Annotated in this window: 20 protein-coding genes; 9 read left to right on the top strand and 11 right to left on the bottom strand. The window is 68.8% G+C overall.

Annotated elements, in window-relative coordinates:
* Window positions 1-13: 13 nt before the first annotated feature.
* Together ACFYP0_RS29995 and ACFYP0_RS29990 are read right to left on the bottom strand one after the other, a co-directional pair.
* Window positions 14-349, bottom strand: a complete 336-nt coding sequence (locus ACFYP0_RS29995) for a nucleotide pyrophosphohydrolase (RefSeq protein ID WP_386998352.1) — start codon at window positions 347-349, stop codon at window positions 14-16.
* A 223-nt stretch (window positions 350-572) separates the two neighbouring features.
* Window positions 573-935: an STAS domain-containing protein gene (locus ACFYP0_RS29990; protein ID WP_386998351.1), complete on the bottom strand. Its 363-nt coding sequence runs from the start codon at window positions 933-935 to the stop codon at window positions 573-575.
* Between the two features lie 219 nt (window positions 936-1154).
* On the opposite strand from ACFYP0_RS29990, the gene ACFYP0_RS29985 reads away from it, so the two are divergent.
* Window positions 1155-1577, top strand: a complete 423-nt coding sequence (locus ACFYP0_RS29985; protein ID WP_386998350.1) for an ATP-binding protein — start codon at window positions 1155-1157, stop codon at window positions 1575-1577.
* Window positions 1578-1862: 285 nt separating this feature from the next.
* Window positions 1863-2339: a response regulator gene (locus tag ACFYP0_RS29980; RefSeq protein ID WP_386998349.1), complete on the top strand. Its 477-nt coding sequence runs from the start codon at window positions 1863-1865 to the stop codon at window positions 2337-2339.
* 230 nt (window positions 2340-2569) lie between these two features.
* Here the strand turns inward: ACFYP0_RS29980 and ACFYP0_RS29975 are convergent, their stop codons facing one another.
* Entirely contained in the window at window positions 2570-3634 is a 1065-nt protein-coding gene (locus tag ACFYP0_RS29975) for a fatty acid desaturase family protein (protein ID WP_386998348.1), read from the bottom strand.
* Window positions 3635-4279: 645 nt separating this feature from the next.
* On the opposite strand from ACFYP0_RS29975, the gene ACFYP0_RS29970 reads away from it, so the two are divergent.
* Window positions 4280-5527, top strand: a complete 1248-nt coding sequence (locus ACFYP0_RS29970; RefSeq protein WP_386998347.1) for a PP2C family protein-serine/threonine phosphatase — start codon at window positions 4280-4282, stop codon at window positions 5525-5527.
* Between the two features lie 124 nt (window positions 5528-5651).
* Here ACFYP0_RS29970 and ACFYP0_RS29965 read toward each other — a convergent pair whose 3' ends face one another.
* The 4 genes from ACFYP0_RS29965 to ACFYP0_RS29950 all read right to left on the bottom strand — a co-directional run bounded on the left by ACFYP0_RS29965 (window position 5652) and on the right by ACFYP0_RS29950 (window position 11589).
* A complete protein-coding gene (locus tag ACFYP0_RS29965; RefSeq protein ID WP_386998346.1) occupies window positions 5652-6836 on the bottom strand; it encodes a peptidase M23 in 1185 nt (394 codons plus the stop codon).
* Window positions 6837-7033: 197 nt separating this feature from the next.
* Entirely contained in the window at window positions 7034-9646 is a 2613-nt protein-coding gene (locus ACFYP0_RS29960) for a tetratricopeptide repeat protein (protein ID WP_386998345.1), read from the bottom strand.
* A gap of 297 nt (window positions 9647-9943) precedes the next feature.
* Window positions 9944-10585 (bottom strand): HAD family hydrolase, encoded by a 642-nt coding sequence (locus ACFYP0_RS29955; RefSeq protein ID WP_386998344.1) that lies wholly within the window; start codon window positions 10583-10585, stop codon window positions 9944-9946.
* Complete coding sequence (locus tag ACFYP0_RS29950) at window positions 10585-11589, bottom strand: NAD(P)H-dependent flavin oxidoreductase (RefSeq protein ID WP_386998343.1); 1005 nt, start codon at window positions 11587-11589, stop codon at window positions 10585-10587. The genes ACFYP0_RS29955 and ACFYP0_RS29950 overlap by 1 nt, the downstream gene beginning before the upstream one ends.
* 146 nt (window positions 11590-11735) lie before the next feature.
* On the opposite strand from ACFYP0_RS29950, the gene ACFYP0_RS29945 reads away from it, so the two are divergent.
* The 3 genes from ACFYP0_RS29945 (at window position 11736) to ACFYP0_RS29935 (ending at window position 13317) form a co-directional block, all read left to right on the top strand.
* Window positions 11736-12023: a winged helix-turn-helix transcriptional regulator gene (locus ACFYP0_RS29945; protein ID WP_124855833.1), complete on the top strand. Its 288-nt coding sequence runs from the start codon at window positions 11736-11738 to the stop codon at window positions 12021-12023.
* 80 nt (window positions 12024-12103) lie between these two features.
* On the top strand, window positions 12104-12394 hold the full coding sequence (locus tag ACFYP0_RS29940; RefSeq protein ID WP_386998342.1) for a hypothetical protein: 291 nt from the start codon (window positions 12104-12106) through the stop codon (window positions 12392-12394).
* Entirely contained in the window at window positions 12394-13317 is a 924-nt protein-coding gene (locus ACFYP0_RS29935) for a PhzF family phenazine biosynthesis protein (RefSeq protein ID WP_386998341.1), read from the top strand. Before ACFYP0_RS29940 ends, ACFYP0_RS29935 begins: the two co-directional genes overlap by 1 nt.
* A 10-nt stretch (window positions 13318-13327) precedes the next feature.
* Here the strand turns inward: ACFYP0_RS29935 and ACFYP0_RS29930 are convergent, their stop codons facing one another.
* Together ACFYP0_RS29930 and ACFYP0_RS29925 are read right to left on the bottom strand one after the other, a co-directional pair.
* Window positions 13328-14119: an ATP-grasp domain-containing protein gene (locus ACFYP0_RS29930; RefSeq protein WP_386998340.1), complete on the bottom strand. Its 792-nt coding sequence runs from the start codon at window positions 14117-14119 to the stop codon at window positions 13328-13330.
* A 196-nt stretch (window positions 14120-14315) separates the two neighbouring features.
* Window positions 14316-14723, bottom strand: coding sequence for a hypothetical protein (locus ACFYP0_RS29925; protein ID WP_386998339.1), 408 nt, complete (start codon window positions 14721-14723; stop codon window positions 14316-14318).
* A 107-nt stretch (window positions 14724-14830) separates the two neighbouring features.
* Between ACFYP0_RS29925 and ACFYP0_RS29920 the strand changes: the two genes are divergently transcribed.
* Window positions 14831-16978: an MMPL family transporter gene (locus tag ACFYP0_RS29920; RefSeq protein WP_386998338.1), complete on the top strand. Its 2148-nt coding sequence runs from the start codon at window positions 14831-14833 to the stop codon at window positions 16976-16978.
* A 56-nt stretch (window positions 16979-17034) separates the two neighbouring features.
* Here ACFYP0_RS29920 and ACFYP0_RS29915 read toward each other — a convergent pair whose 3' ends face one another.
* Window positions 17035-18471 carry a HAMP domain-containing sensor histidine kinase gene (locus ACFYP0_RS29915; protein ID WP_386998337.1) on the bottom strand — a complete coding sequence of 479 codons (1437 nt, stop codon included), beginning with the start codon at window positions 18469-18471 and terminating at the stop codon, window positions 17035-17037.
* Window positions 18468-19151, bottom strand: coding sequence for a response regulator transcription factor (locus ACFYP0_RS29910; RefSeq protein WP_386998336.1), 684 nt, complete (start codon window positions 19149-19151; stop codon window positions 18468-18470). The genes ACFYP0_RS29915 and ACFYP0_RS29910 overlap by 4 nt, the downstream gene beginning before the upstream one ends.
* Before the next feature lie 322 nt (window positions 19152-19473).
* Between ACFYP0_RS29910 and ACFYP0_RS29905 the strand changes: the two genes are divergently transcribed.
* Entirely contained in the window at window positions 19474-19914 is a 441-nt protein-coding gene (locus ACFYP0_RS29905; protein WP_124858718.1) for a hypothetical protein, read from the top strand.
* Window positions 19915-20295: 381 nt separating this feature from the next.
* Window positions 20296-21039, top strand: a complete 744-nt coding sequence (locus tag ACFYP0_RS29900) for an alpha/beta fold hydrolase (RefSeq protein ID WP_124858719.1) — start codon at window positions 20296-20298, stop codon at window positions 21037-21039.
* Window positions 21040-21102 lie beyond the last annotated feature (63 nt).

Genomic DNA, 21102 nt, shown 5'->3' with positions numbered 1-21102 from the left:
GGCGGGCCGGCAGCTACCCGGCCTCGTGCAGGCCACGCGCTTCGAGATGTTCCTCAATCCCTGCGGTCATTCGCGCGAACTCCGCAGCCAAGTCGACGCCATACCGGTCAGCAAGAACCAAAATCGACCAGAGACAGTCAGCCAACTCATGACCGAGCCGCTCACGAGCATCGGTGATCTCACGGCGCCCGTCGACAGCCATCACGAGCTTCGCGAGATCCCCGACGTCACCGACGAACCCCAACGCCAGATCGCCGGTGCTCCACGCCCCGCGACCCGCGGCGACGTTGTGCCGGTCATACAACTCAGCGATCGCAACGGCCCTCAGCCTCAAGCTCTCAAGATCCATAGCCGCAACCTACAACCGCAGCAGCAGCACCTGGTCCCGTTCATTCGTACCGAGCTGGACACCTTCATCCGTACGCCGACAGGTGGACTGACAGGGCCGAGGAGCAACGGTGGTAGGCGGCGGGCAGGTTGGGGCGGCCCGCGCCGGAATACGGGGGCGGCGCTCCGGAGGCACCAGTGCCGGCGCGGACCAGGCGCGCGCCAGCGCCGTGTCGCCCGGCTGACTAGCCGGCTGGCATATCGGTGGGACGCATGTCGGCTTCAGCCTCCGGCACGCTGTCGTACACGTCGATAGCTTGATCCACCGACGTGACCGACAGGACGCTGCGCACGGCGGGCTGCACCGCGGCCAGGCACATCCGACCCCCGACATCGCGCCATGCCTTGAACATCACCACCAACGCGCCCAGCCCGCTGGAGTCCATGAAACCCACCCCGGCCAGGTCCACCACCACCTGACGGTCACCGGCGTCGACCAACCGTTGCAGACCCTCACGCAACTGTGGGGACGTCGCCATGTCCAGCTCGCCGCGCACCTCGAGCACGGTGCAACCCCGGCCAGCCCGGACCGACAACTGCAGATCCACCACAACCTCCCCACGCCGATGATCCCCGCTTACCCTATTTCGCCGGCGGACGAAACCGCCGACGCCGGTGCACATCGAGCGGACAACTCGCCCGTTTTACCTCAGCTGGGCCGGGGTAGCCATGAGACGTCGGGTAGCGCTGATCAGAACCTGCGCATCCCGCCTTAGGGTGTGAACAGTGGTCCGGCGGGTCAGGCACGGGCCGGGAGGAGTGAGCAGATGCGGGTGAGTATGACGCTGTCACTCCCTCGCCAACCGTCTTCGGCGACCCGCGCTCGCCATGTACTCACCACCCTGCTGAGCCTCACCGACGTCAGCGAGGACACCCGCGCCAACCTGGCCGTATTGATCAGCGAGGCATGCGCCAACGCGGTGATCCACGCCGACTCCGACAGCGACGTCGACATCACCATCAGCATCGACGACCACGTCTGCCGGATCGAGGTCGGCAACCGCGGCCGCAGCCCCGACAACACCAGACTCGACGCCGACCTCCCCACCCCGCTCACCATCGGCGGACGTGGACTGCCCCTGATCGGCGCCCTCGCCGACACGGCCGCCTTCGTCAACAAAGCTCCGGGCCAGGTGCTGCTTCGCATCACCAAACACCTCACCGAAGCCCGCGCAGCACCCGCCCGCTGACCGGTAGGCCCAGCGGCCGCGACGAGATCGTCGAACGAGCCGGCGGGCGCGGGTCGAGAGCACCCCACGCTTCGGGCCGATCCGGTCGGACGGACGAGCCCGCCCACCACGAGGGGTCACCTCGATTCCCCCGGGCGGCTGGCCGCCACCGCAACGGCCGGCAACTGCGGCTACCGGAAGCTGACAGCACGCGGGAGCGGGTAGGGGCGATGGTCGAGACCACCAGCCAGCAGGACAGACGGTCGGTCATGGCGGCTGATGCATTTCGGTCGTAGGCTCGGGCGCGTGAACGCTGTCGCCAATGCCAACGGCACCCTGGCTGCCGCACTGCGCATCCTGCTGGTCGAGGACGACCCGGCCGACGTCGCACTCATCGAAAGCGCTATCGCGGCGTGCGACCTGCCCACCGAGCTACACCTGGTCGGCGACGGCGAGGAAGCTATGACGTTCCTGAACCGTACGGGCACCCACACCGACGCACCACGCCCCGATCTGATCATCCTCGACTTGAACATGCCACGGATGAACGGTGGGGAGGTCCTGTCGGCGGTCAAAGCCGACGACCAGCTGAAGGCGATTCCCATCGTGGTGTTCACGACCTCCGCCGTCGACGCGGATGTGCTGAGCAGCTACGCCGCCCACGCCAACGCCTACGTCACGAAACCCGTCGACCTTCCCACCTTCGAGCGCGTCATCCGTGACATCCACCGCTTCTACAGCACGGTCGCTTCGCTTCCTCTCGCACCGTCGGACCTCGGATAGGTCACGCGGCTGGCGTTGCCGCAGGCGATTCCCCCGCCCTCGGCTAGGTGCAACCACCACCGCTGTCGCCGTCGCAGCCGGGAATCCTGTTGGTGTTCCCAGTACCCGAGCAGCCGTCTCTCGGCGGTGGCCTGCCCGGTACCGAGGCGCCCATCACGTCCTCCGCCCCGCACCTGCCGTCCCGGTGTCCGGCGGCGATGGTCGGTGACCAGAGCGTGCGCGGACCAGACTCAGTCGTTGCCCGGGCGGTTCGCGCCGGTCCCGATCGCGCGCAGGTGGGTCAGCCCCTGCGACCAGGACTGGATCAGGGTGGTCTCGTGGTAGGCGATGCCGTGTTCGGTGCAGAACTGACGGATCAGTGGCTGGGCGTGGCGCAGGTTCGGTCGGGGCATGCTGGGGAAGAGGTGGTGTTCGATCTGGTAGTTGAGCCCACCGAGGACTGCGTCGAGGAGCCGGCCGCCGCGTACGTTGCGGGAGGTGAGGACCTGTCGGCGTAGGTAGTCGAGGTCGTCGGCCTCGGTCAGGATGGGCATCCCCTTGTGGTTAGGGGCGAAGGAGCTACCCAGGTAGAGGCCGAAGAGGGCCTGGTTGACCAGGATGAACACGATCGCCTGCGGAACGCTCAGAACCAGGAACACGGCTGCGAGGTAGCCAGCGAAATGCAGGACGAGCAGGCCGGCCTCCGCAGGTCGGTGCCGGAGCCCGGAACGGCTGACGACCGCCCGGACGCTGGCGGCGTGCAGATGCAGACCCTCCGCCATCAGCAGGGGGAAGAACAGCGTCGCTTGGTGCCGGACGAACAGCGCCCGCAGGCCGCGCTGCGTCGCGGCCTGACCTGCGGTGAAGGACAGCGGAGCCACCGCGATGTCGGGGTCGCGGCCTTCGGTGTTCGGATGGGCGTGGTGGCGGTTGTGCTTGTCGACCCACCACCCGTAGCTGATCCCGGTCATCAGGTTTGCACAGATCATGCCGAGCACGTCGTTCGCCTGTCGGGATCGGAAGATCTGTCGATGCCCGGCGTCGTGACCGAGAAACGCCAGTTGCGCGAGCAGCACCGCGACCCCGACCGCAGTGGCGGTCTGCCACCACGACGACCCGAGTCGAACGAACACCACGCCCATCAGCACGAGACAACCCAGCAGAACCGTCACCCGGGCCGCGTAGCGCCGCGGGTGACGGTCGAGAAGACCCGCGCTTCGGACCAGGCGAGACAGCTCGGCGTACGCACTGCCACGGTCACTACGGGTGCCAAGATCCGCATTACTCACTGTTGCCCCTCCTGTACGACCGCCCATTCAGGCTAGGGGTCAGCCAGCAGCCACGAGCGGGCACGCACGCGACCCATTCGAGTGCGGCAGTCATCGAAACGAGCGAACCGCCCGCTTGATGGTTCCAGTCTTCCTCACAGCCGCCTCTCTCAGGAGGAAACGACAGCTCACGGCAACCACGGCGCAAGCACCGTTCACCCCCATGCAAGTCGCCGATTAGACGCGACGCCGACCACGTGCCCGTCCACCCAGGCGACAAACGGCAGGTGTGTTCCAGCGTGAGCGCCCACCAGGTCGGTCTACGCGCCGAGCTTGTTCCCGTCGATGCCGCCCAGTTGACGCGCGCATCGCCACGTCTGCCGCGCTGGCCCGCCGCACGATCACCCGGCGGACGGCAACCACTCACGCACGGGGCGCTCCTCATCGTGCGACAGGCCTCAGCCGGTCGGACGGCACGCGTGAGTTGATCTAGCCGGGACGGATGACGGCGTGAGGATGGGACGCCCCGACGAAGCGGTTCGACAACACCGGCCGGGCAGCAGCAGTGGCTGAATACGTGCACGGCGGCACCAGGTAGCGGAGGTTGGCCCCTCGTGTGACGTGGCTCCGCAGCGAGAGCCTCCAGGCCGGCGCTGAGTGACAATCTACGGGCTGGTCCATGGGAGGATGCTTGTGAGTAGTTTGGAATCGCTGCGGCAGTTGCTGCAGCAGTCGCACCACGCGCGTCCGGATGATCTGCCGGAGATGGCGATGCGGGCGGCGCCGCTGCTGGACGCGCGTGCCCTGGTGATCTACCTGGTGGACCATCAGCAGCGGCTGCTGCTCCCGCTGCTGGGTGGCAGCGCGCCGGCCCGCGACCCGATCGACATTGACGGCACCCTCGCCGGTCGAGCGTTCAGCACTGCGTCGACCTGCGTCAGCTCCAGCGGCGATGACGGTGTGCGGGTATGGGTGCCGGTGCTCGACGGCAGCGAACGCATGGGCGTGCTGGAAGTCGTCACCGACGGCCCGCTGGCCGATCGCAGCGTTGACGACTGCGCCGCGGTCGCGTCCCTGCTCGCCGAGCTGGTCGTGACGCGAAGTTCATACAGCGACACGATCGAGCGGCTCCGGCGCCGGGCACCGATGCAACTGGCCGCGGAGATGCTGCGCGCGCAGCTACCGCCGCTGACCTTCTCGACCGGGCACCTGATCATCAGCGGTATCCTCGAACCGTGCTACGACGTGGGCGGCGACGCGTTCGACTACGCGGTCAACGGTGACACGGCGCACCTGGCGTTGTTCGACGCGGCAGGTCATGGCTCCAGTGGCGGAATGCGGGCCGTGGTGCTCGCCTCCATCGCCCTCGCTGCCTACCGCAACGCCCGGCGCACCGGCCTGGACCTGACCGCCACCTACCATCACATCGATGTCGCGGTCCGCGACCACGACCGGTACGGGATGATCACCGCGGTGCTCGCCGAGCTCGACCAGCGCACCGGAATCCTGCAGGTCATCTCCGCCGGTCACCCGAGTGGGATCGTTTTGCGCGAGGGCAAGGTCGTCAAGGTGCTGCCCACCCCGACCGCCCTTCCGGTCACCCTCGGCGACCGGCGCCCGCCGGTGGTCGTCGAGGAAGCCCTCGAACCCGGCGACCAGGTGCTGCTGTACACCGACGGCATCATCGAAGCCCGCACATCCGACGGCGAGACGTTCGGCATGGAGCGGCTCGTTGAGTTCGCCACCAGAGCGGTCGCCGATCAACTGCCCCTGCCCGAGACCGCCCGCCGGCTCGTGCACGCCATTCTCGACCATCAGGACGACCGCCTTCAGGACGACGCCACCGTCCTGCTCGTCGAATGGCGCAGCCCCGCTCCCCCGCACTCGGACCGGGAAACCATCAACGCACCGACCCACCAACCACTGGAAACCCAGTCTTAGACCCGCCGAGCGAGCCGGCCTGGTAGGAGCCTGAACGGCTGCGGACCCGGGCCTGTCTCGCTAAGGGTTTCCGGCGATCTTGGTTAGTAGGTTTCGGCAGCTGGGAAGCGGTCGCTGAAGGGCGTCAGCACCAGCCGTTGACCGGGTTGGCCGATCCGGTGTACAGGTACGCGTCGGGGATCCAGGTGCCGTCGGTGAGCCGGTTCCACAGGGCGGTGGTGCCCCAGCGGCCGGTCTGGGAGGTGCCGTTCGACGAGCAGGCCACTGCCGCCGTGGCACCGTCCGCGACCGAACCGACCACGCCGTACCCGGTGCCTGGCCCGGACCGCCGGCTGACCGACGTGCCGCCGTTGCTGTCGACGATGCCCTCGGTGAAGCCGAGCGCGCCGTAGTTGTAGAGCGTGCCCTTGACGTTCACGCGCTTCGAGCCGTGCAGCGCGGAGCCCTCGTAGGCCACACTGCCCTCTCGCGGCACCCACTTGCCCAGGTTGTGGGTGGCGACCGCCACGTACGCGCTGTTCTGCCGCAGCCCCAGGTGCACGTGCCGGCTGCTGGCGGAGCCGCCGCAGGTGATGTCGGTGCCGGTATTGCCGAGGAAGGTGCCCGCCGAGACGGAGGCACCGTCAACGTTGATGTTGTTCCAGAGGTGGTAGTAGTCCGTGGCGTACCCCCGGTCGTGGACCACCCGGATCCAGCCCTTGCACATCGTGTACGCGGTGCCGGCACGCACGGCCAGCACCCGCTCGTCACCGCCGTAGAGGTCGATGGAACTGAACGGTCGCGGGGAGCCGGACCAGCCGTGTGGGCCGCCCCGGAGGATCCAGGACTGGCCAACGGTGAACGGCAGGCGCATGCCGGTGCGGAAGTCCCCGTTGGCGGCCATCGTCCTGGGGGCGGTGAAGGTGTCCCTCTCCTGCTCAGTGACGACGGAGACGGGCGCGGCCGCAGTCAGTTCGGCGAAGGTGGCTTCGCCCTCGAAGGCGACCTGCCAGCCGCCGCGGTGCTGACGGGCGACGAAGAGCCAACCGGAGGGGTGGAGATCCTCTCCCTGCGGGGCGACGAGCACGGCGGTGCCGAAGGCCCAGGCCCGGCCGTCCTTGCGGGTGACGTCCACCCGGGTGTCCGCCACATCGGCGGTCCGGAACGCCTGGTCCGCAGCGACTGCGGCCTCCGCGAGCAGCTTCTGCTGTACGGCGGTGGTGACGTCGTTGGCCGGTGCGGCGTGGGCGCCGCCCGGGACGGTGCTGGTCATGGTGGCAACGAGCAGGGCCGCCGTGGCGGTACCGATCCAGCGTCGACTAATGATCATGTCCTCTCCAGAGGGGGTTGAGAGGCTGACATATATCCGAAGGACGATATACGAGAGATCGACAGGTGTATATGAGTCTGGATCGTCGTACCGTCGGGCGGCTCGGCCTATTGGGTGTAGAGGGCTCGGTAATACCGGAGACCTCTCCCAGCAAGAGACGAGATCGTGCCAGGCCCGCTGCCGGGTCGGCACCACCACTACGTATGTCCGCGCGAGCCTTCGGGAGGTTGCTGCCGCTCTGGCGGCCCTGACCAACGAGCCTCCTCCCCTCGCCTGAGCTGAGACCAACGCGGGGCGGGCATAGTGGTTACGTCCAGAGGCTCGATGAGTCTGCGACGGGTGGCGGTGGTGTCGGGATGGTCGACGCCCAGCACCCGTTCGCAAAGCGGTAGCAGCGCGGCGAATTGGGCCCGGGAGCCTTCGGCGTCGCCCGCTTTCCCCGTCCAATAGGCAAGTTCGTGTTTGCTGCCCAGGGTGTCCGGGTGTTCCGGGCCTTTGACGCGTTCGCGGACGGGGACGAGTGCGGCGAACAGATCTCGTGCGGCGGCGGCGTCACCCGCGGCGCCGATCCAGAAGGCAAGGCCGTGGCGGGTGGCCAGGGTCTGGGGATGTTCCGGGCCGAGGACGTGCTCACGGATGGGCAGCAGCGCGGCAAACTGGTCGCGAGCAGTGGCGGCATCGCCCGCGTATCCGATCCAGCGCGCCAGGTCATGCTGGGCGTGCAGACAATCCGGGTGCTCCGCACCGAGTACCCGGCGGCAACTGTCGGCCACGCCGATGAGCAGGTCGCGGGCCGCTCCGGCATCGCCTGACCAGCCGGTCCACTGGGCCAGCCGATGCCGGGTGGCCAGCGTGTCCGGGTGTTCGTCGCCCAGTACCCGTTCCCGCACCGGTAGCAGCGCGGCGAACTGATCGCGGGCAGCGGCTGAGTCGCCGGTCCAGCCAGTCCATTGGGCGAGCCCCTGCCACGACGCGAGGGTGGCCGGATGTTCTGGGCCGAGGATGCGCTTCTGGACGGGCAGCAGTGCCGCGTACTGATCACGCGCCGCCACGATGTCGCCAGTCTCTCCGGTCCAGCGGGCCAACTGGTTGCGGGTGTCAAGGGTGTCCGGGTGGTCGGCGCCCAGCGCCCGTTCCTGAGCGGACAATAGCGCGGCGAACTGATCGCGGGCGGCCACCGGATCGCCGGCGAATCCGGTTGTGTATGCCAGGCGGTACCGGATGGTGAGGGTGTCGGGATGGGATGCGCCCTGCTCCCGTTCTCGGATCGACCGCAGGGCGCTTAGGTGGTCGAGGGCTACGGCGTACAGCCCAGTGGCATTGAGGTGACGGGCGGCGTCTTCGGCAATGCGAGCGGCACGGATGATCAGGTCGGTGTCGGTGGTGCGGGCTGCCTGGTTCAGCAGGTGGAAGGCATGCGGGGCAGCTGCCTGCCACTTCGGCCACTGCCCGGAGTCGTCCGGGTCGCCGTCGGCGAATCCGGCCAGCAGTGTGACCGCCAGGCTCAACTGAGCCACCGGATCAGCGGCGGCGCGGATAAGCGGATGGATGCGCAGGCTCGCCGCGTCCTGCTCACCATCCTCGACGGTGATCAGGCCAAGTGTGGCCAGGGCGCGCAGTAACTCCTGCGTATCGCGAGGATTCAAAGGTGATCCCAGCAGCCCGGTCGGAATCGGGGCGTCGGCGAAGGTTGCGAGGAGCCACATCAGCGACCGGGCTTCACGCAGGCCACGACTGTCGAGCAGGTCGAGCGACATTTCCCAGGTACGGCTTACGGCCTCGCCGATGGTGGACTCGCCGAGCGGATCGATCGCGGCCTGGTAGGCCGCGAAGGTGGTCGCGATGCCGGGTAGCCGCAATAGCTGTGCGTCGGCCAGGGCTCGGCCGGCCAGGCCGAGAGCCAGCGGCAGGCCGCCGAGACGCTGCGACAGGGCGACGGCCTCCCGTACGCCGCCCGCGTGGTTCCCGGCATGTTCGAGCAGTACAGCCGCACCGTCAGAGGCGGACAGCATCGTGATCCGGTGCATTCGGCACCAGGAGGTGTTCCACAACTCGGGGTCACCGTCGCGAGTCGTAACCAGTAGGAAGCCCCGACGGTTCGGTACCGGCCGGACCCACCCCCGGGCGGACGTGACCGGCTCACCGTCCAGTCCCAGCAACCGGGTGTCGTCGGCGTTGTCGATGACCAGCAGCCATCGTCCGGGAACGGCGGCCAGCAGCCTCCATAGCAGATCCGGAGCGCCGGTGAGCCCGGACCAGGCTCGCTGAATGTCGTGATCGGAGGCGCCGAGATCGGCGACGAGCTGCCGCATTCCGGTCTGCAGGGCGGTGGCGTTCGCCGCCGAGACCCACCAGACTTTTCCCTTGCGATCGGCGAATCGCCTGGCCACCAACTGGGCCACAGTGCTCTTGCCTGCACCGCCCATGCCGTGCAGCACCCGTACCCGCGCCGCTGGCTGGTACCGCCGGCGCACGAGCCCCGCGAGTTCGCCGACCAGTTCGTCACGGCCCCGCGTGAATGCTGCCGGCTCCGGCACGGCAAGCGAGATCATCCCTGGTGTGCCCGGGGGTGCCGCCACGGTCGGCGCTACGCCGCGGGCCGGCTGCTGTCGGCGCAGCGCCAGGGCGCCGAGAACAACCTGGGCCATCCCGAACGCCAACCCAGCTACCGCGATGAACCCACCGGTCCAACCCGCCTGCCCGTTGGCCTGCGCCCGGGTCGTGGTGAAGAGCCAGTACCCGCCGATCAGCAAAAAGACCGCACCGCTGACGAGAAAGATCCACCGTATCCATCGACGGTTTCGTATCACGCGTGGATGGTAGCGGGCGGGCTGCCTGCGGTTCGGCACAGCGCGAGGACCCTTCTGTCGCTGGGCCAACCACCTCCAGAACCAGCGACGGCCGGTTTTCGGTCTGCTTCGCATCCGGGCAGCCGCCACAGCAACAGGTCCCGCAGACCCGGGTTGGCATGCAGCAACTCGGTAAGCCCACGCCGGTGCTCGACGCGAGTTCGGCGTTGCGTTGCAGCTGCGCTTCGGAGGGGATGCGGCCCACGTTGAGGCAGACGCCCAAGCCTGCCCCGAGGACCACCAGATCGAACTGTTCGGTCACCTCGTTGATGGTCGAGTCCTGTTCAGCCACTCTGTGAGGAGGGGGATCGTGTCCCTGAGGGTGTCGACACCGTGGTGGGCGCCAGTCAGTTCGTCGGCAGGGTGTGTGGTGCGGACGGCGATGACCGTCATGCCGGCAACCCGGGCTGCTTCGATCCCGGCGGGAGCGTCCTCGATCACGAGGCAGTTCGCTGCGGGGGTGTCGAGAAGGTGCGCAGCGCGCAGATAGCCCTCGGGGCTCGGCTTGCCGCGCCGGACCTGGCTGCTGTCGACCATGACGGGAGGATCCGGCAGCCCGCCGGCGCGCAGCCGCTGCTTCACGGTCGGCATTCGGCCCGACGTGACCACACCCCACGGGTAACCATCGAGCAGGCTCAACACGGCGGCGGCTTCGGGGTAGACGGGGAAGGCGTCGCCTTCGGCGGCCATAATTTCTCGGACGAGCCGGTACTCGGCGTCAACGTCGAGGTGCGGGGCCACCACCGTGATGGTGTCGACTGGCCGGCGGCCGTGGGTATGGGACCAGACCAGGTCCGGGTCGAGGTGGCGCAGTGTCGCCCACCGACTCCAGATCCGGCGGTATGCCGGATAGGAGTCGACCAGCACGCCGTCGACATCGAACAACACCGCGGTGGCCATCACGTCGCCGGGCTTTGCAGCAGGTCGACGGTGGCGGCGGCCTGACCGGCGATGTCGTGGAGCAGGCGGGCAGCAGGCCGGACGTCGTGGACGAGGCTCACGGACTGGCCCGCGTACAGGGCCATGGCTGCCAGGTCACCGGTCATCCCGGGCAGCGGCATCAGGTCCTCGTATCGAGGTCGGTTCTCGCCAGACGCGTCGATGGCGACGACATCACCCTCGCCGGGCCGCAGCGGGGCAGGCGGCGAGCCGGCCGCCTGCCAACGCTGGAGGGTCGTGTTGCGCAGCGCGCGATGCGCGGCGTTCGGCCATCCGCCGTCGAAGCAGAGGGTGTGCACGGTGTCCGCTCCGGTGGCCGCGATCAAGTGCTGCCGGTACACCTCGTGGGTGGCGGCTTCGGCAGCGGCCAGGAAGCGGGTGCCCAGCATGGCGCCCTGGGCGCCGAGCGCGAGCACCGCCGCGACGCCACGCCCGTCCGCGATCCCTCCCGCAGCCACCACCGGTACCGGCCCGACCGCGTCGACGACCGCCGGCACCAGGGACATCGTGGTCGTGCCGCCGCGGACGTGACCGCCTGCCTCCCAGTCTTGGGCCACGACGACGTCCACCCCGGCCGCGACGGCGTGCACGGCCTCGGCGATGTCACCGACAGTGTGCAGGTGCAGCGCGCCGGCCCGGTGAATCCGGCCGTGCACCGGCGACGGGTCGCCCCAGAAGGTGGAAATGATCCGCAGCTTCTCCTCCAGGCACACGGTGAGCAGATCGTCCACCGGGAAGTCGAGAACCAGGTTTGCCCCGAACGGCCGGGTCGTGAGCTCCCGGGTACGCCGGATGCTCCGCCGTGCCTGATCGGGGGTCTGCCACGTCAACGCGAGCATGCCAAGACCTCCGGCCTCGGACACCGCCGCCACCAGTTCCGGTACCGCCGCGGAACCTACGGGCGCCTGAACGATTGGCAGATCGATGCCCAACCGGTCACACAATGCAGTGCGCAATCGCCTCACGAAGCAGCCCCGATCGCTTCGGAAATCGAATCAACGCTCCAGACGGTACTGTATCGAATATCGAAGCATCAAGAGGGGCGGCGCAGGCGATGACGGCACCCAGGCCGGGCAAGCCGGTACGCGGATCGAGTACCGGACGACCCCTCATGGCCGCCCTCGACCTGTTCGGGCGCCGCTGGAACCTGCGCATCATCTGGGAGTTGCAGCATGGGCCGGTCGGCTTCCGCGCGCTGCAGCAGCGCTGCGACAACATGTCATCCAGTGTTCTGCGGCAGCGGCTGACCGAACTGCTCGACGCCCACCTCGTCGCTCAGCAGGCGGACACGGCCTATGCGCTCACCGACCTCGGCCGGGGCGCCTACCAGGCCTTGCGCCCGCTTGTTCGCTGGTCCGACGCATGGGCCTCGACCTTGAGCGTGGACGACAAGGCCTGAACCCGCCAAACGCCTGCCCTGGCGTTTCGGAGGCAAAATCGCTACCGTGCTTCTAAATCGGAAGCATCCGGAGTCTGGCCATGGCTCGCATCCCAGCGCTCGAACCCCAGTTCACGCCCAACGTGGAGGCACAACTCGCCACGATGATGCCGCCCGGCATTCCTCCCATCGGCTTGTTCCGGACGTTCGCCAAGAACCTGCCGATGACCCTCGCGACGAGCCATTGGGGCCGGTATGAACTCGACCGTCAACTGTCCCTGGCACTTCGCGAGCGGGACGGGTGGTACCACGCGATCCGCTTCGCCGCCCGCACCGCTCGCACCGACCTCGAGCCCGGTGCTCCCCGCTTCGCCGACGTCACGGCCGCCTGATGGTCGGCCCACCAGTGGTAGTGGTGAACGCCTGCACCCGCTATGGGGGAGGCGGTAGCCCCACCACAGTCGTGATCGACGATGCCATGCTCATCGACGACGAACGGCATGCGATCGCCCGTGGAGCCGACACCTCCCACACCGCGTTCATCGACACCAGCACAGCGGATGCACCCAGGGTGCGGTTCTTCACCAGCGCCGGGGAGCTCACGAACTGCGGGCATGGCACCATCGCCGCGCAGGCCGTCCTGCTGGACCGCAGCGGCGCCAACGAGCACCACGGCCGCCAGTGCAGCGGAGGCCGCACCTTCGCCACGACCGCCATCCGGCGCCAGGACGGCATCGAGGTCTGGTTCGACCAAGGCGTCATCGCCCTACCGGACGACGCTGACGCGACCGGCAGTGGCATCATCGCGGCCCTCGGCCTGGAACGAGCGGACATCGCCGCCGACCTACGGGTCGCCTCACCCGGCATGCCACGACTCCTCGTCCCCGTCCGGGATCGCCGGACGCTGCTGTCCATGCAGCCCGACTTCGATCGGCTGGCAACCGAGTGTCGGCGACTCGGGTATCTCGGCTGCTTCACCTACGCGCTGCAGCCGACCGCAAGAACGGGCACCGCCCGGATGTTCGCCCCAGCGATCGGCGTCGACGAGGACATCGCGAACGCCAACAGTGTCGGCTGCCTCGCCGCTCACCTGCTCGACACATCCGGCAACGGCGCAATCGAAATCCACCAGGGTGACACGCACCAAAGCCCATCATCGGTCTTCGCCAACGCGACATACACCGCAGACGGCATCGTCGCCAGAATCAGCGGATCGGTTGACCTCGGCCCGCCCATCGAACAGCGACGTCGGCTCCGACGACCGGGCGTTCCTCCAATAGTTCGGGGTCCTCACAGGCCTGATCGAACGTACTGACATCGACAGATCAGTACACCGGCTTGGACCTGCCGGCTTGAAGCGCAGCGGTCCGCTGAGGCCGTCGGACGAACTGTCGGTCGCGGGCGGTCACCGAAGCCGTTGGGCTGGCCGCTCGAAGGACGACATCAAGGACCAGGTCTGGATCCGCTACGTAGGCGCCGCTGGCCCATGCGGCATTTGCCTCGATCACGGCCCAATAACCCTCGACCAGTCCTACGTCTACGACGATGGCGGAGGGCAACGTGTGCCCGTAACCGGCGATGAGATCGGCGCCGAAGGCTAGCGCTTCGGTTGACGGAGGCCCGAGGTGCAACCGGCCGTGAACGGCGTACTGGCTGCCTGCGTAGACAACAGCGTCGAGCACGTGTAGCCGGTACTCGGCGGTGAAGTCGACGATGTCGCTAACGAGCACTGGAGTCCGCCGGTCGACAGCATCCGGGCCGGGCAGGCGGGAGCCATCCGTGTAGATCATCGCCGGGATGGTCTTGTCATTGGGCGACTTGATGAACGCCGGTCGACGGAGTTCGTAGGCCTCGCCGATGGCGACCAGGGTGATTTCGCGGCGGGTAAGTTCACGAGGAAGGCCAGTCAGCCAGCCAGGTTCAGCTTCCAGCGGCGCGATCCCGAGCAGCGGTGCGACGACGTCGGCGAAGCTCGGTCCCGAGTGAAGGTGATCAGCACGCAGTCCAGCGGGCACTTCGGAAGAGCCGAGCTGGACGGTACGTAGTCCGCGGCGATGAGCGGCGTCGCGCAGGCTCCGAGCCGAGGCCGTCAGGCGCGGCGGCAGGACAAGTGTCACGACTGATGATCCTGCCCCAATACGCCGTCACAATTACAGCGGTTATCAGGCGTCCCGGTGCGGCCGGCGGCGATCCTGTAGTCGGTGGGTGCAGGCTCCGCCGACGATCACGCGTGCGGCGCTCGCAGCCTTGGCAGCGGCGTGGCAGCACCAGAAGCTTGAGCGGCACTCACGTTTCTGGCGTTCGGCCTCTCAGTCAGCGGAACAGGTGGGCGTTCTCGACGGCCCAGTCGTCGTATGTGCGTGGTGGGCGGCCGATGATCTCGGCAACGGAGGGGCGTTGCGCGAGGGTCCACTCGGTCAGTTCGGCTAGGCGCGCACCGTACTCCTGTAGGGCGTACAGCGTTACATCGATGGCACCCTCGGGCCAGCCGTTGCGTTGCCAGACTGCGCGACTTTCGGCGGCCGTCATGTCGATACCGCGGATGTCGCGGCCGATGGCGTCAGCGATGCTGCGTACTCGTGACCGGGTTGACAGCGGCAGGCTATCCGCACGGACCGGGTGGACGTCGACGCGTGGCTCATCCGGCCCGACGGCTGTCGCCTGGGCCTTGCCTACACAGGGCAGGACCTCGACGCCACCACGGTGACGGGCGCTGGGCACCTGGTTCGGCCAACCGGCCTGAGCACCGTTTTAACAGTCGTCTCAGATTCGCTCGGTACGAAGTCGCCATCAGATAAGCGATGTGACCCGTCTGTAGGAGGCTAGTGATGGCAGTCAACGCAGCGCCGTCCGGGGAAGCGCCGGCCGGTCGGTTGGCCGGTCGGTGGGTGCCGTGGTTGGTGATCGGCCTGTGGGTGGCGCTGGCGGCGGTCATGGTGCCGTTGAGCGGAAAGCTGAGCTCGGTCACTACCGACAGAGCCGTGGACACCCTGCCGGCCGGTGCCGAGTCCACCAAGGTGGCGGTGCTGGAGGACAGTCTCCCGGGCGGTGAGGACAACACGTTCGTATTCGTGTACCACCGCGCCGGCGGCATGACCGCCGCCGACCGCGCGACGGCCGAGCGCCACTACAACACCCTTGCCAAGCGGTACCCGCCGAAGGTGGCGGCCCCGGCCGGCGAGGATGACGAGGGCCCACCGACGAGACTCTCCACCAACGGCAAGGCGATGATGTTCACCCTCGACGTGAGCACGACCTACGGCGCACCGGAGGCCATCGTCGGGCCGTTGCGTGACGCCGCGAAGGACCGCCCCGCCGGCCTGGAACTCGACGTGACCGGCCCGGCCGCGGTCGACGGCGACATGGACGCCGTCTTCGACGGCATCGACCTGCAGGTCTTCCTCACCACCGTCGTCGTCGTAACGCTCCTACTCATCCTCACCTACCGCAGCCCGGTGTTGTGGTTGATCCCGCTGGTGGTCGTGAGCGCGGCCGCACTGACCGCGATGGCAACCGTCTACCTGCTCGTCAAAGGCTTCGGCATCGTGGTCAACGACCAGAACTCGGCGCTGCTGACGATCCTGGTATTCGGCGTTGGCACGGACTACGCGCTGTTGCTCATCGCTCGATATCGGGAGGCACTGCACCACCACGAGAACGTCCGGGTTGCGATGGTCCACGCGTTGCGCGGCGCGGCGCCGGCGATCGTCGCGTCCGCGGCCACCGTGGTCGCCGGCCTGCTCTGCCTGCTCGTCGCGGACCTGAACAGCACCAGCGGGTTGGGCCCGATCGGTGCGGCCGGCATTCTGTGCGCGCTGGTGGCCATGTTGACGCTGTTCCCGGCGGTGCTCGTGGCGCTTGGCAGGCGGATCTTCTGGCCGGCCATCCCGCGGTTCAGCACGACCGTGGAGCAGAAGCCGGGGCTGTGGGGACGGCTTGGCACCGCCATCAGCCGCCGCCGGTGGGTGGCGACGCTCGGCTCGCTCGGAGTCCTCGGCGTGCTCGCCGTCGGGCTGGCGGGCAACACCGGCGCCCTGCGGGAGCAGGACCAGTTCCTGTCCGCGCCGGAGTCGGTCACCGGCTTCACCGTTCTCCGCCAGCACTTCCCGGAGCTCGGCGGCCAGCCGATGACGATCTTCACGCGGCCGGCGTACCAGGAGGGGGTGCTCGACATCGTCAAGGGCACCAGCGGTGTGGCCATGGCCATCCCGGGTCAGACCAAGGGTGGCTGGGCCGACATCTCCGTGTTCCCGACGGACGCGCCGGACACCGTCGCAGAGTACGACACGATCAAGCGGGTACGCACCGCCGTGCACGCGGTGAGCGGGGCGGAGGCGATCGTCGGCGGGCCCAGTGCGGAGAACCTCGACACCGAGGTGACCACCAGCCGCGACGAGAAGCTGGTGATCCCGCTGGTGCTCGCCGTCGTCCTGATCGTGCTCGGGCTGCTGCTGCGCGCGGTCGTCGCCCCGTTGATCCTGATGGCCACCGTGGTCGTCTCATTCGCCGCAGCCTTCGGCGGGAGCGTGTTCGTCTTCGACACGATCCTCGGGTTCAAGGGCATCGACTATTCGGTGCCGCTGCTGGCATTCCTGTTCCTGGTGGCGCTCGGCGTCGACTACAACATCTTCCTGGCCAGCCGTGCCCGGGAGGAGGCCGTGCGTCTCGGCACCAGAGAGGGCATGCTCAAAGCCCTCTCCGCCACCGGTGGCGTCATCACCTCGGCAGGCCTGGTCCTGGCGGCCACGTTCGCGGTCCTCGTCTCACTTCCGCTGGTGATGCTGATCGAGGTCGGGTTCCTGGTCGCCTTCGGCGTGCTGCTCGACGCCCTGCTGGTGCGATCGATCCTGGTGCCCGCCCTCACCCTGCTGATCGGCCGGCGGATGTGGTGGCCGAGCCGGCTGTCCCGACCGGTGGAGCCGCCGGACGGGCGACAGTCGCTCGCCGACGACGAGGACCCCGCGCTGCAACGGTGAGCGCGGCGGCACGGGCGAGATCCGGGACGGAGCCTCAGGCCCGTCCCGGATCTTTTTCATGACCCGGCTGTGGGCCGCGTGATTCGACCGGGCGGGGCCGCGGCGGGAAGGTCGACCCGAAGCAGCGCGCCACCGCGTGCGGAGCGGGCGACGGTGGCCCGGCCGCCGTGGGCGCCGGCGACCCGCTGCACGATCGACAGCCCCAGACCGGATCCTGGCAACGCCCGGGCGCTGTCGGCACGGTAGAACCGGTCGAACACCCGCGGTACGTCGGCGGCGTCGATGCCCGGCCCGGCGTCGTCGACCTCGAGCACCGCCGTCGCGCCCTCGGCACGGAGCCGAACCTGGACCGGCTGGTCCGCGGGGGACCACTTGCCGGCGTTGTCGATGAGGTTGAGCACCGCCCGTTGGAGCGCAGCGGGACGCCCGCTCACCCACACGGAGGTGACGTCGAGCGCGACCTCGATGTCGGGCACGCGGGAACGCGCCCGGGTCGCGGCGGCCACCACCACGTCGGCGAGGTCGAGGAGGTCGGTGCTCTCGTCGGTGACGTCACCGCGCGCCAGGTCGGTCAGTTCGGCGGCGAGGGTGCTCAACTCGGCTACCTGGGCACCGAGGTCGTTGAGCAGCCGGGTCCGGCTCTCCGCCGGCAGCGCGCTGTCCAGGGTGCCGCGCCGATCGAGCCGGATCAGCAGTTCGACGTTGAGGCGCAGGCTGGTGAGCGGGGTTTTGAGCTCGTGGGCGGCGTCTTCGGCGAGCAGCCGCTGGGCCCGCCGGGAGTCCCGGAGCGCGGCGAGCATGTCGTTGATCGACTGGATCAGCCGCCGGATCTCCCCGCCGCCTTCATCCGGGATGTCGGCGTCGAGGTCCTGGGTGTGCGCGACGCGTACCGCGGCGGCGGTCAGCCGGTCGATCGGTGCCAGCCCGGCCCGCGCCACGGTCCGTCCGACAAGGGCGCCGCCGACCACGCAGAGCAGCCCGATCAGCAGCATGCCGAACCCGAACCGGTTGATCGGGCTGTCGTTGGCGACGCGGGCCACCTGGACCGCGCCGTCGCCCGCCCGCAGCGTGTAGATGAGGTAGCCGTCCTCGTCGATGTCGTTCGACTCCATCAGGTCGGCCGACGCGCCCTGCGCCACGCGCCCGGCGTGCTCGCTGACCGGGGGCAGCGCGGGTTGGCCGGCCGGCGTCCGGGTCGAACCGTCGGGCAGGATGACCCGCACCAGTCGACCGGATCCGGGATACGGCGGTAGCTGGACCTGGGCCAGACCGGCGCGCGTCGCGTCCGTCGCCAGGACGCGGGAGTCGGCGCGCAGCTGATCCTCGGCGGTGTCCCGCAGCTCCCAGTCCAGCAGCTCGCTGGCCACCTGGAAGGCCATGAACACGCTGACCGCGATGGCCGTCGCCGCGATCACCGTCAGCCTGGTCCGCAGCGACCGCCGCCGCCACCATCGGGTCAGCCGGCGCGGTTCCCGGCCTGCCGGCCTGCTCACGGAGGATTCTCCCGCAACGTGTATCCCAGGCCGCGCAGCGTGTAGATCAATCGCGGCTCACCCTCGGCCTCCATCTTGCGGCGCAGGTAGCTCACATACACCTGGAGGTTGTTGGCGGTGGCGCTCATGTCGAAGCCCCAGATCGCCTCGAACAGCGCGTCGCGGGTCAACACCCGGGTCGCGTTACGCACGAGGACCTCCAGGAGGGAGAACTCGGTCCGGGTCAGGCGCAGCGGCCGCCCGCCACGCCACGCCTCGAATCTGTCGGGATCGAGCCGGACGTCGGCGAACGACAGGACCTGCGACTCCCCGTCGCCCGAGGTTCGCCGGCGCAGCAAGGCCCGCACCCGGGCCAGCAACTCCTCGGTGGCGAACGGCTTGGGAAGGTAGTCGTCGGCGCCCGCGTCCAGCCCTGCGACCCGGTCCGAGACCTGGTCACGAGCGGTCAGCATCAGCACCGGCAGATCCCGACCCGCCGCCCGCAACCGCCGGCAGGTCTCCAACCCGCCGAGGCGGGGCATCATCACGTCGAGGATCAGCAGATCCAGCGTGTCACCGCCGGCCCCACCGACCCCGTCGAGCACGGCGAGACCGTTGGCGACGGTGCTGGTGTCGTAACCCTCGACCTGGAGAACCCGCTCCAGCGACTCACGGATGGCCGCGTCATCATCCGCGATCATGATCCGCACGCCGACGCGCCCCCTTCCAGTCGATGCTTTTGCCGCTCATGGTCCCCGATCAACCTGAGGCCAGGATTAAAAGGTCGGGACGCACGGTGGACCGCAGCATCCCATCGCCTTGATCAGGCCCACGAGCATCGACATCAGGATTGTGACAGGCAGGAACATCGTCGCATCAGCGCAACTCCCCCGTTGGACAGCTGGTGGCAGGAGTAGTTCAGCCAACGGCACCTGCCGATGCAAGGGTGAGTAAGTAAGCAGGCATTCACGGTCGGCGGGAGATCGCTACTCTCGTAGTCGACCGAGCGGGGAAGGGGTCAGCATGGCGGCGCTGGTCGAGCGCACCGAGCTGTACGTCGATGTTGACTATCGACTGTTCGCGATGATCGACGACAGCAACGACCGGCGCAACGTGCCGCCCCCGCCGCACGAACTCGATCAATGGGTCAGCTCGACGCCGGGCTACGTGGTGGTCGAGAACATCGACGACGCCGTGGTGCTGGGTAGCGACACCCGGCTGGAGACCTGGGACGGGCCGGCCGACTTCGATCCGGCCGGCTGGGACCGCAGCGACGTCCTCGAGGTGGTCTTCGAGTCGGGCATCCTCGGGTTCTCCAGCGGCACGGCCGGCGGCATCACCGACGCGTACCGCCTTCCGCCGGGCCGCCGATGGAGCGTACGGCTGGCCTGGCGCACCGAGGCGCCACCCGCTCCGGACGAGCTGCCGACCGCATCGGTCCTCATCCAGTTCAGCCCGGCCTGAGCCGCCGGGCCGACACTTCGCGGTCGGGCGTGTCTGTTCCCGTGAGTGCGGCAACACCCACGGGGACGCTGACTCTCGGCGCTACTCAGCACTCAGAGCGGGCAGGCACCCACCGGCTGCGGGCCCGGGCGACCGTGGTCACGGCGATCCGGCGAACAGCCACGAGCCACGACCACCCGCGGGAGCGCCAGCGATGACGCCGTCGGGTCCGCCTAAGGCGTGTTTCTTGAGTCAGGCCGGCAGCGTCGAGGTCACGGCGTGGCTTGCTTGGTCGCAGCACCAAACACCGGAGGCATCTTTCTGTTATCGATCACTGGGCGTGTGACTCTCGAGTCGATATCCCCACGCCTGGGCGCCGCCCCGTGTGGGAGGCTCGTCGCCATGGGGCAGTTGATCAATGTGAGGGACGGCTCCGTCTGGGCCGAGGACACCGGGGGCGGCCTGCCGCCGGTCGTGCTACTGCACCCAGGCGTGGGCGACTCTCGCATCTGGAACCCCGTCTGGGAGCGACTCGCCGGGCAACACCGGCTGATCCGGTACGACACGCGGGGCTTCGGCCGCTCCGCGCCGCCGGCCGGGCAATTCTCCCGGGTGGACGACCTGCGTCGGGTTCTTGACCTGCTCGGCGTCGGGCCGGCATTGTTCGTCGGTTGCAGCATGGGCGGCGGTACCGCGCTCGACCTCGCCCTCGCCGAGCCGGATCGGGTTCGCGGGATGGTGCTGGCATGCCCCGGCATCTCCGGCGCCCCGCCCTCGCACGATCCCGACGACGAGCCGGACAGCGTCGACCCAGAGACCTTCGTCGAGCAGGGTGTCGCCCGGTGGGCCCGGGCCGGCCGCGACCCGCTCGTCGTCGATCTGCTGCGTTCGGCGGTCCGGTTCTGGCTCAACTGGGGCGATACCTTCGTCGATGACGGCGACGCGTGGTCCCGACTGGAGGACGTTGCTACTCCCTGCGTGCTGCTGCTCGGCGATCTCGAACGCCGGTCGTTCGTCCCGACCTGCGTCGAGGCCGCGCGGCGCATTCCCGGCTGCCGCCTTGTGCGAATACCCGGCGCCGACCACTTCGTGCCGCTGCGGGCACCCGACGCCGTGGTGGAGGCGCTGCGCTCGCTGCCGCGCTGACCGGACCGGCTACCAGCCGCGGGCCGCGCGAACACAAGACGACGGTGCGGGCCGCCTCTGGGC

This window comes from Micromonospora arida, from assembly GCF_042873195.1.
Classification (GTDB): domain Bacteria; phylum Actinomycetota; class Actinomycetes; order Mycobacteriales; family Micromonosporaceae; genus Micromonospora; species Micromonospora arida.
The sequence above is the reverse complement of the archived record's forward strand: the minus strand, read 5'-3'. Positions and strand labels throughout refer to the sequence as shown.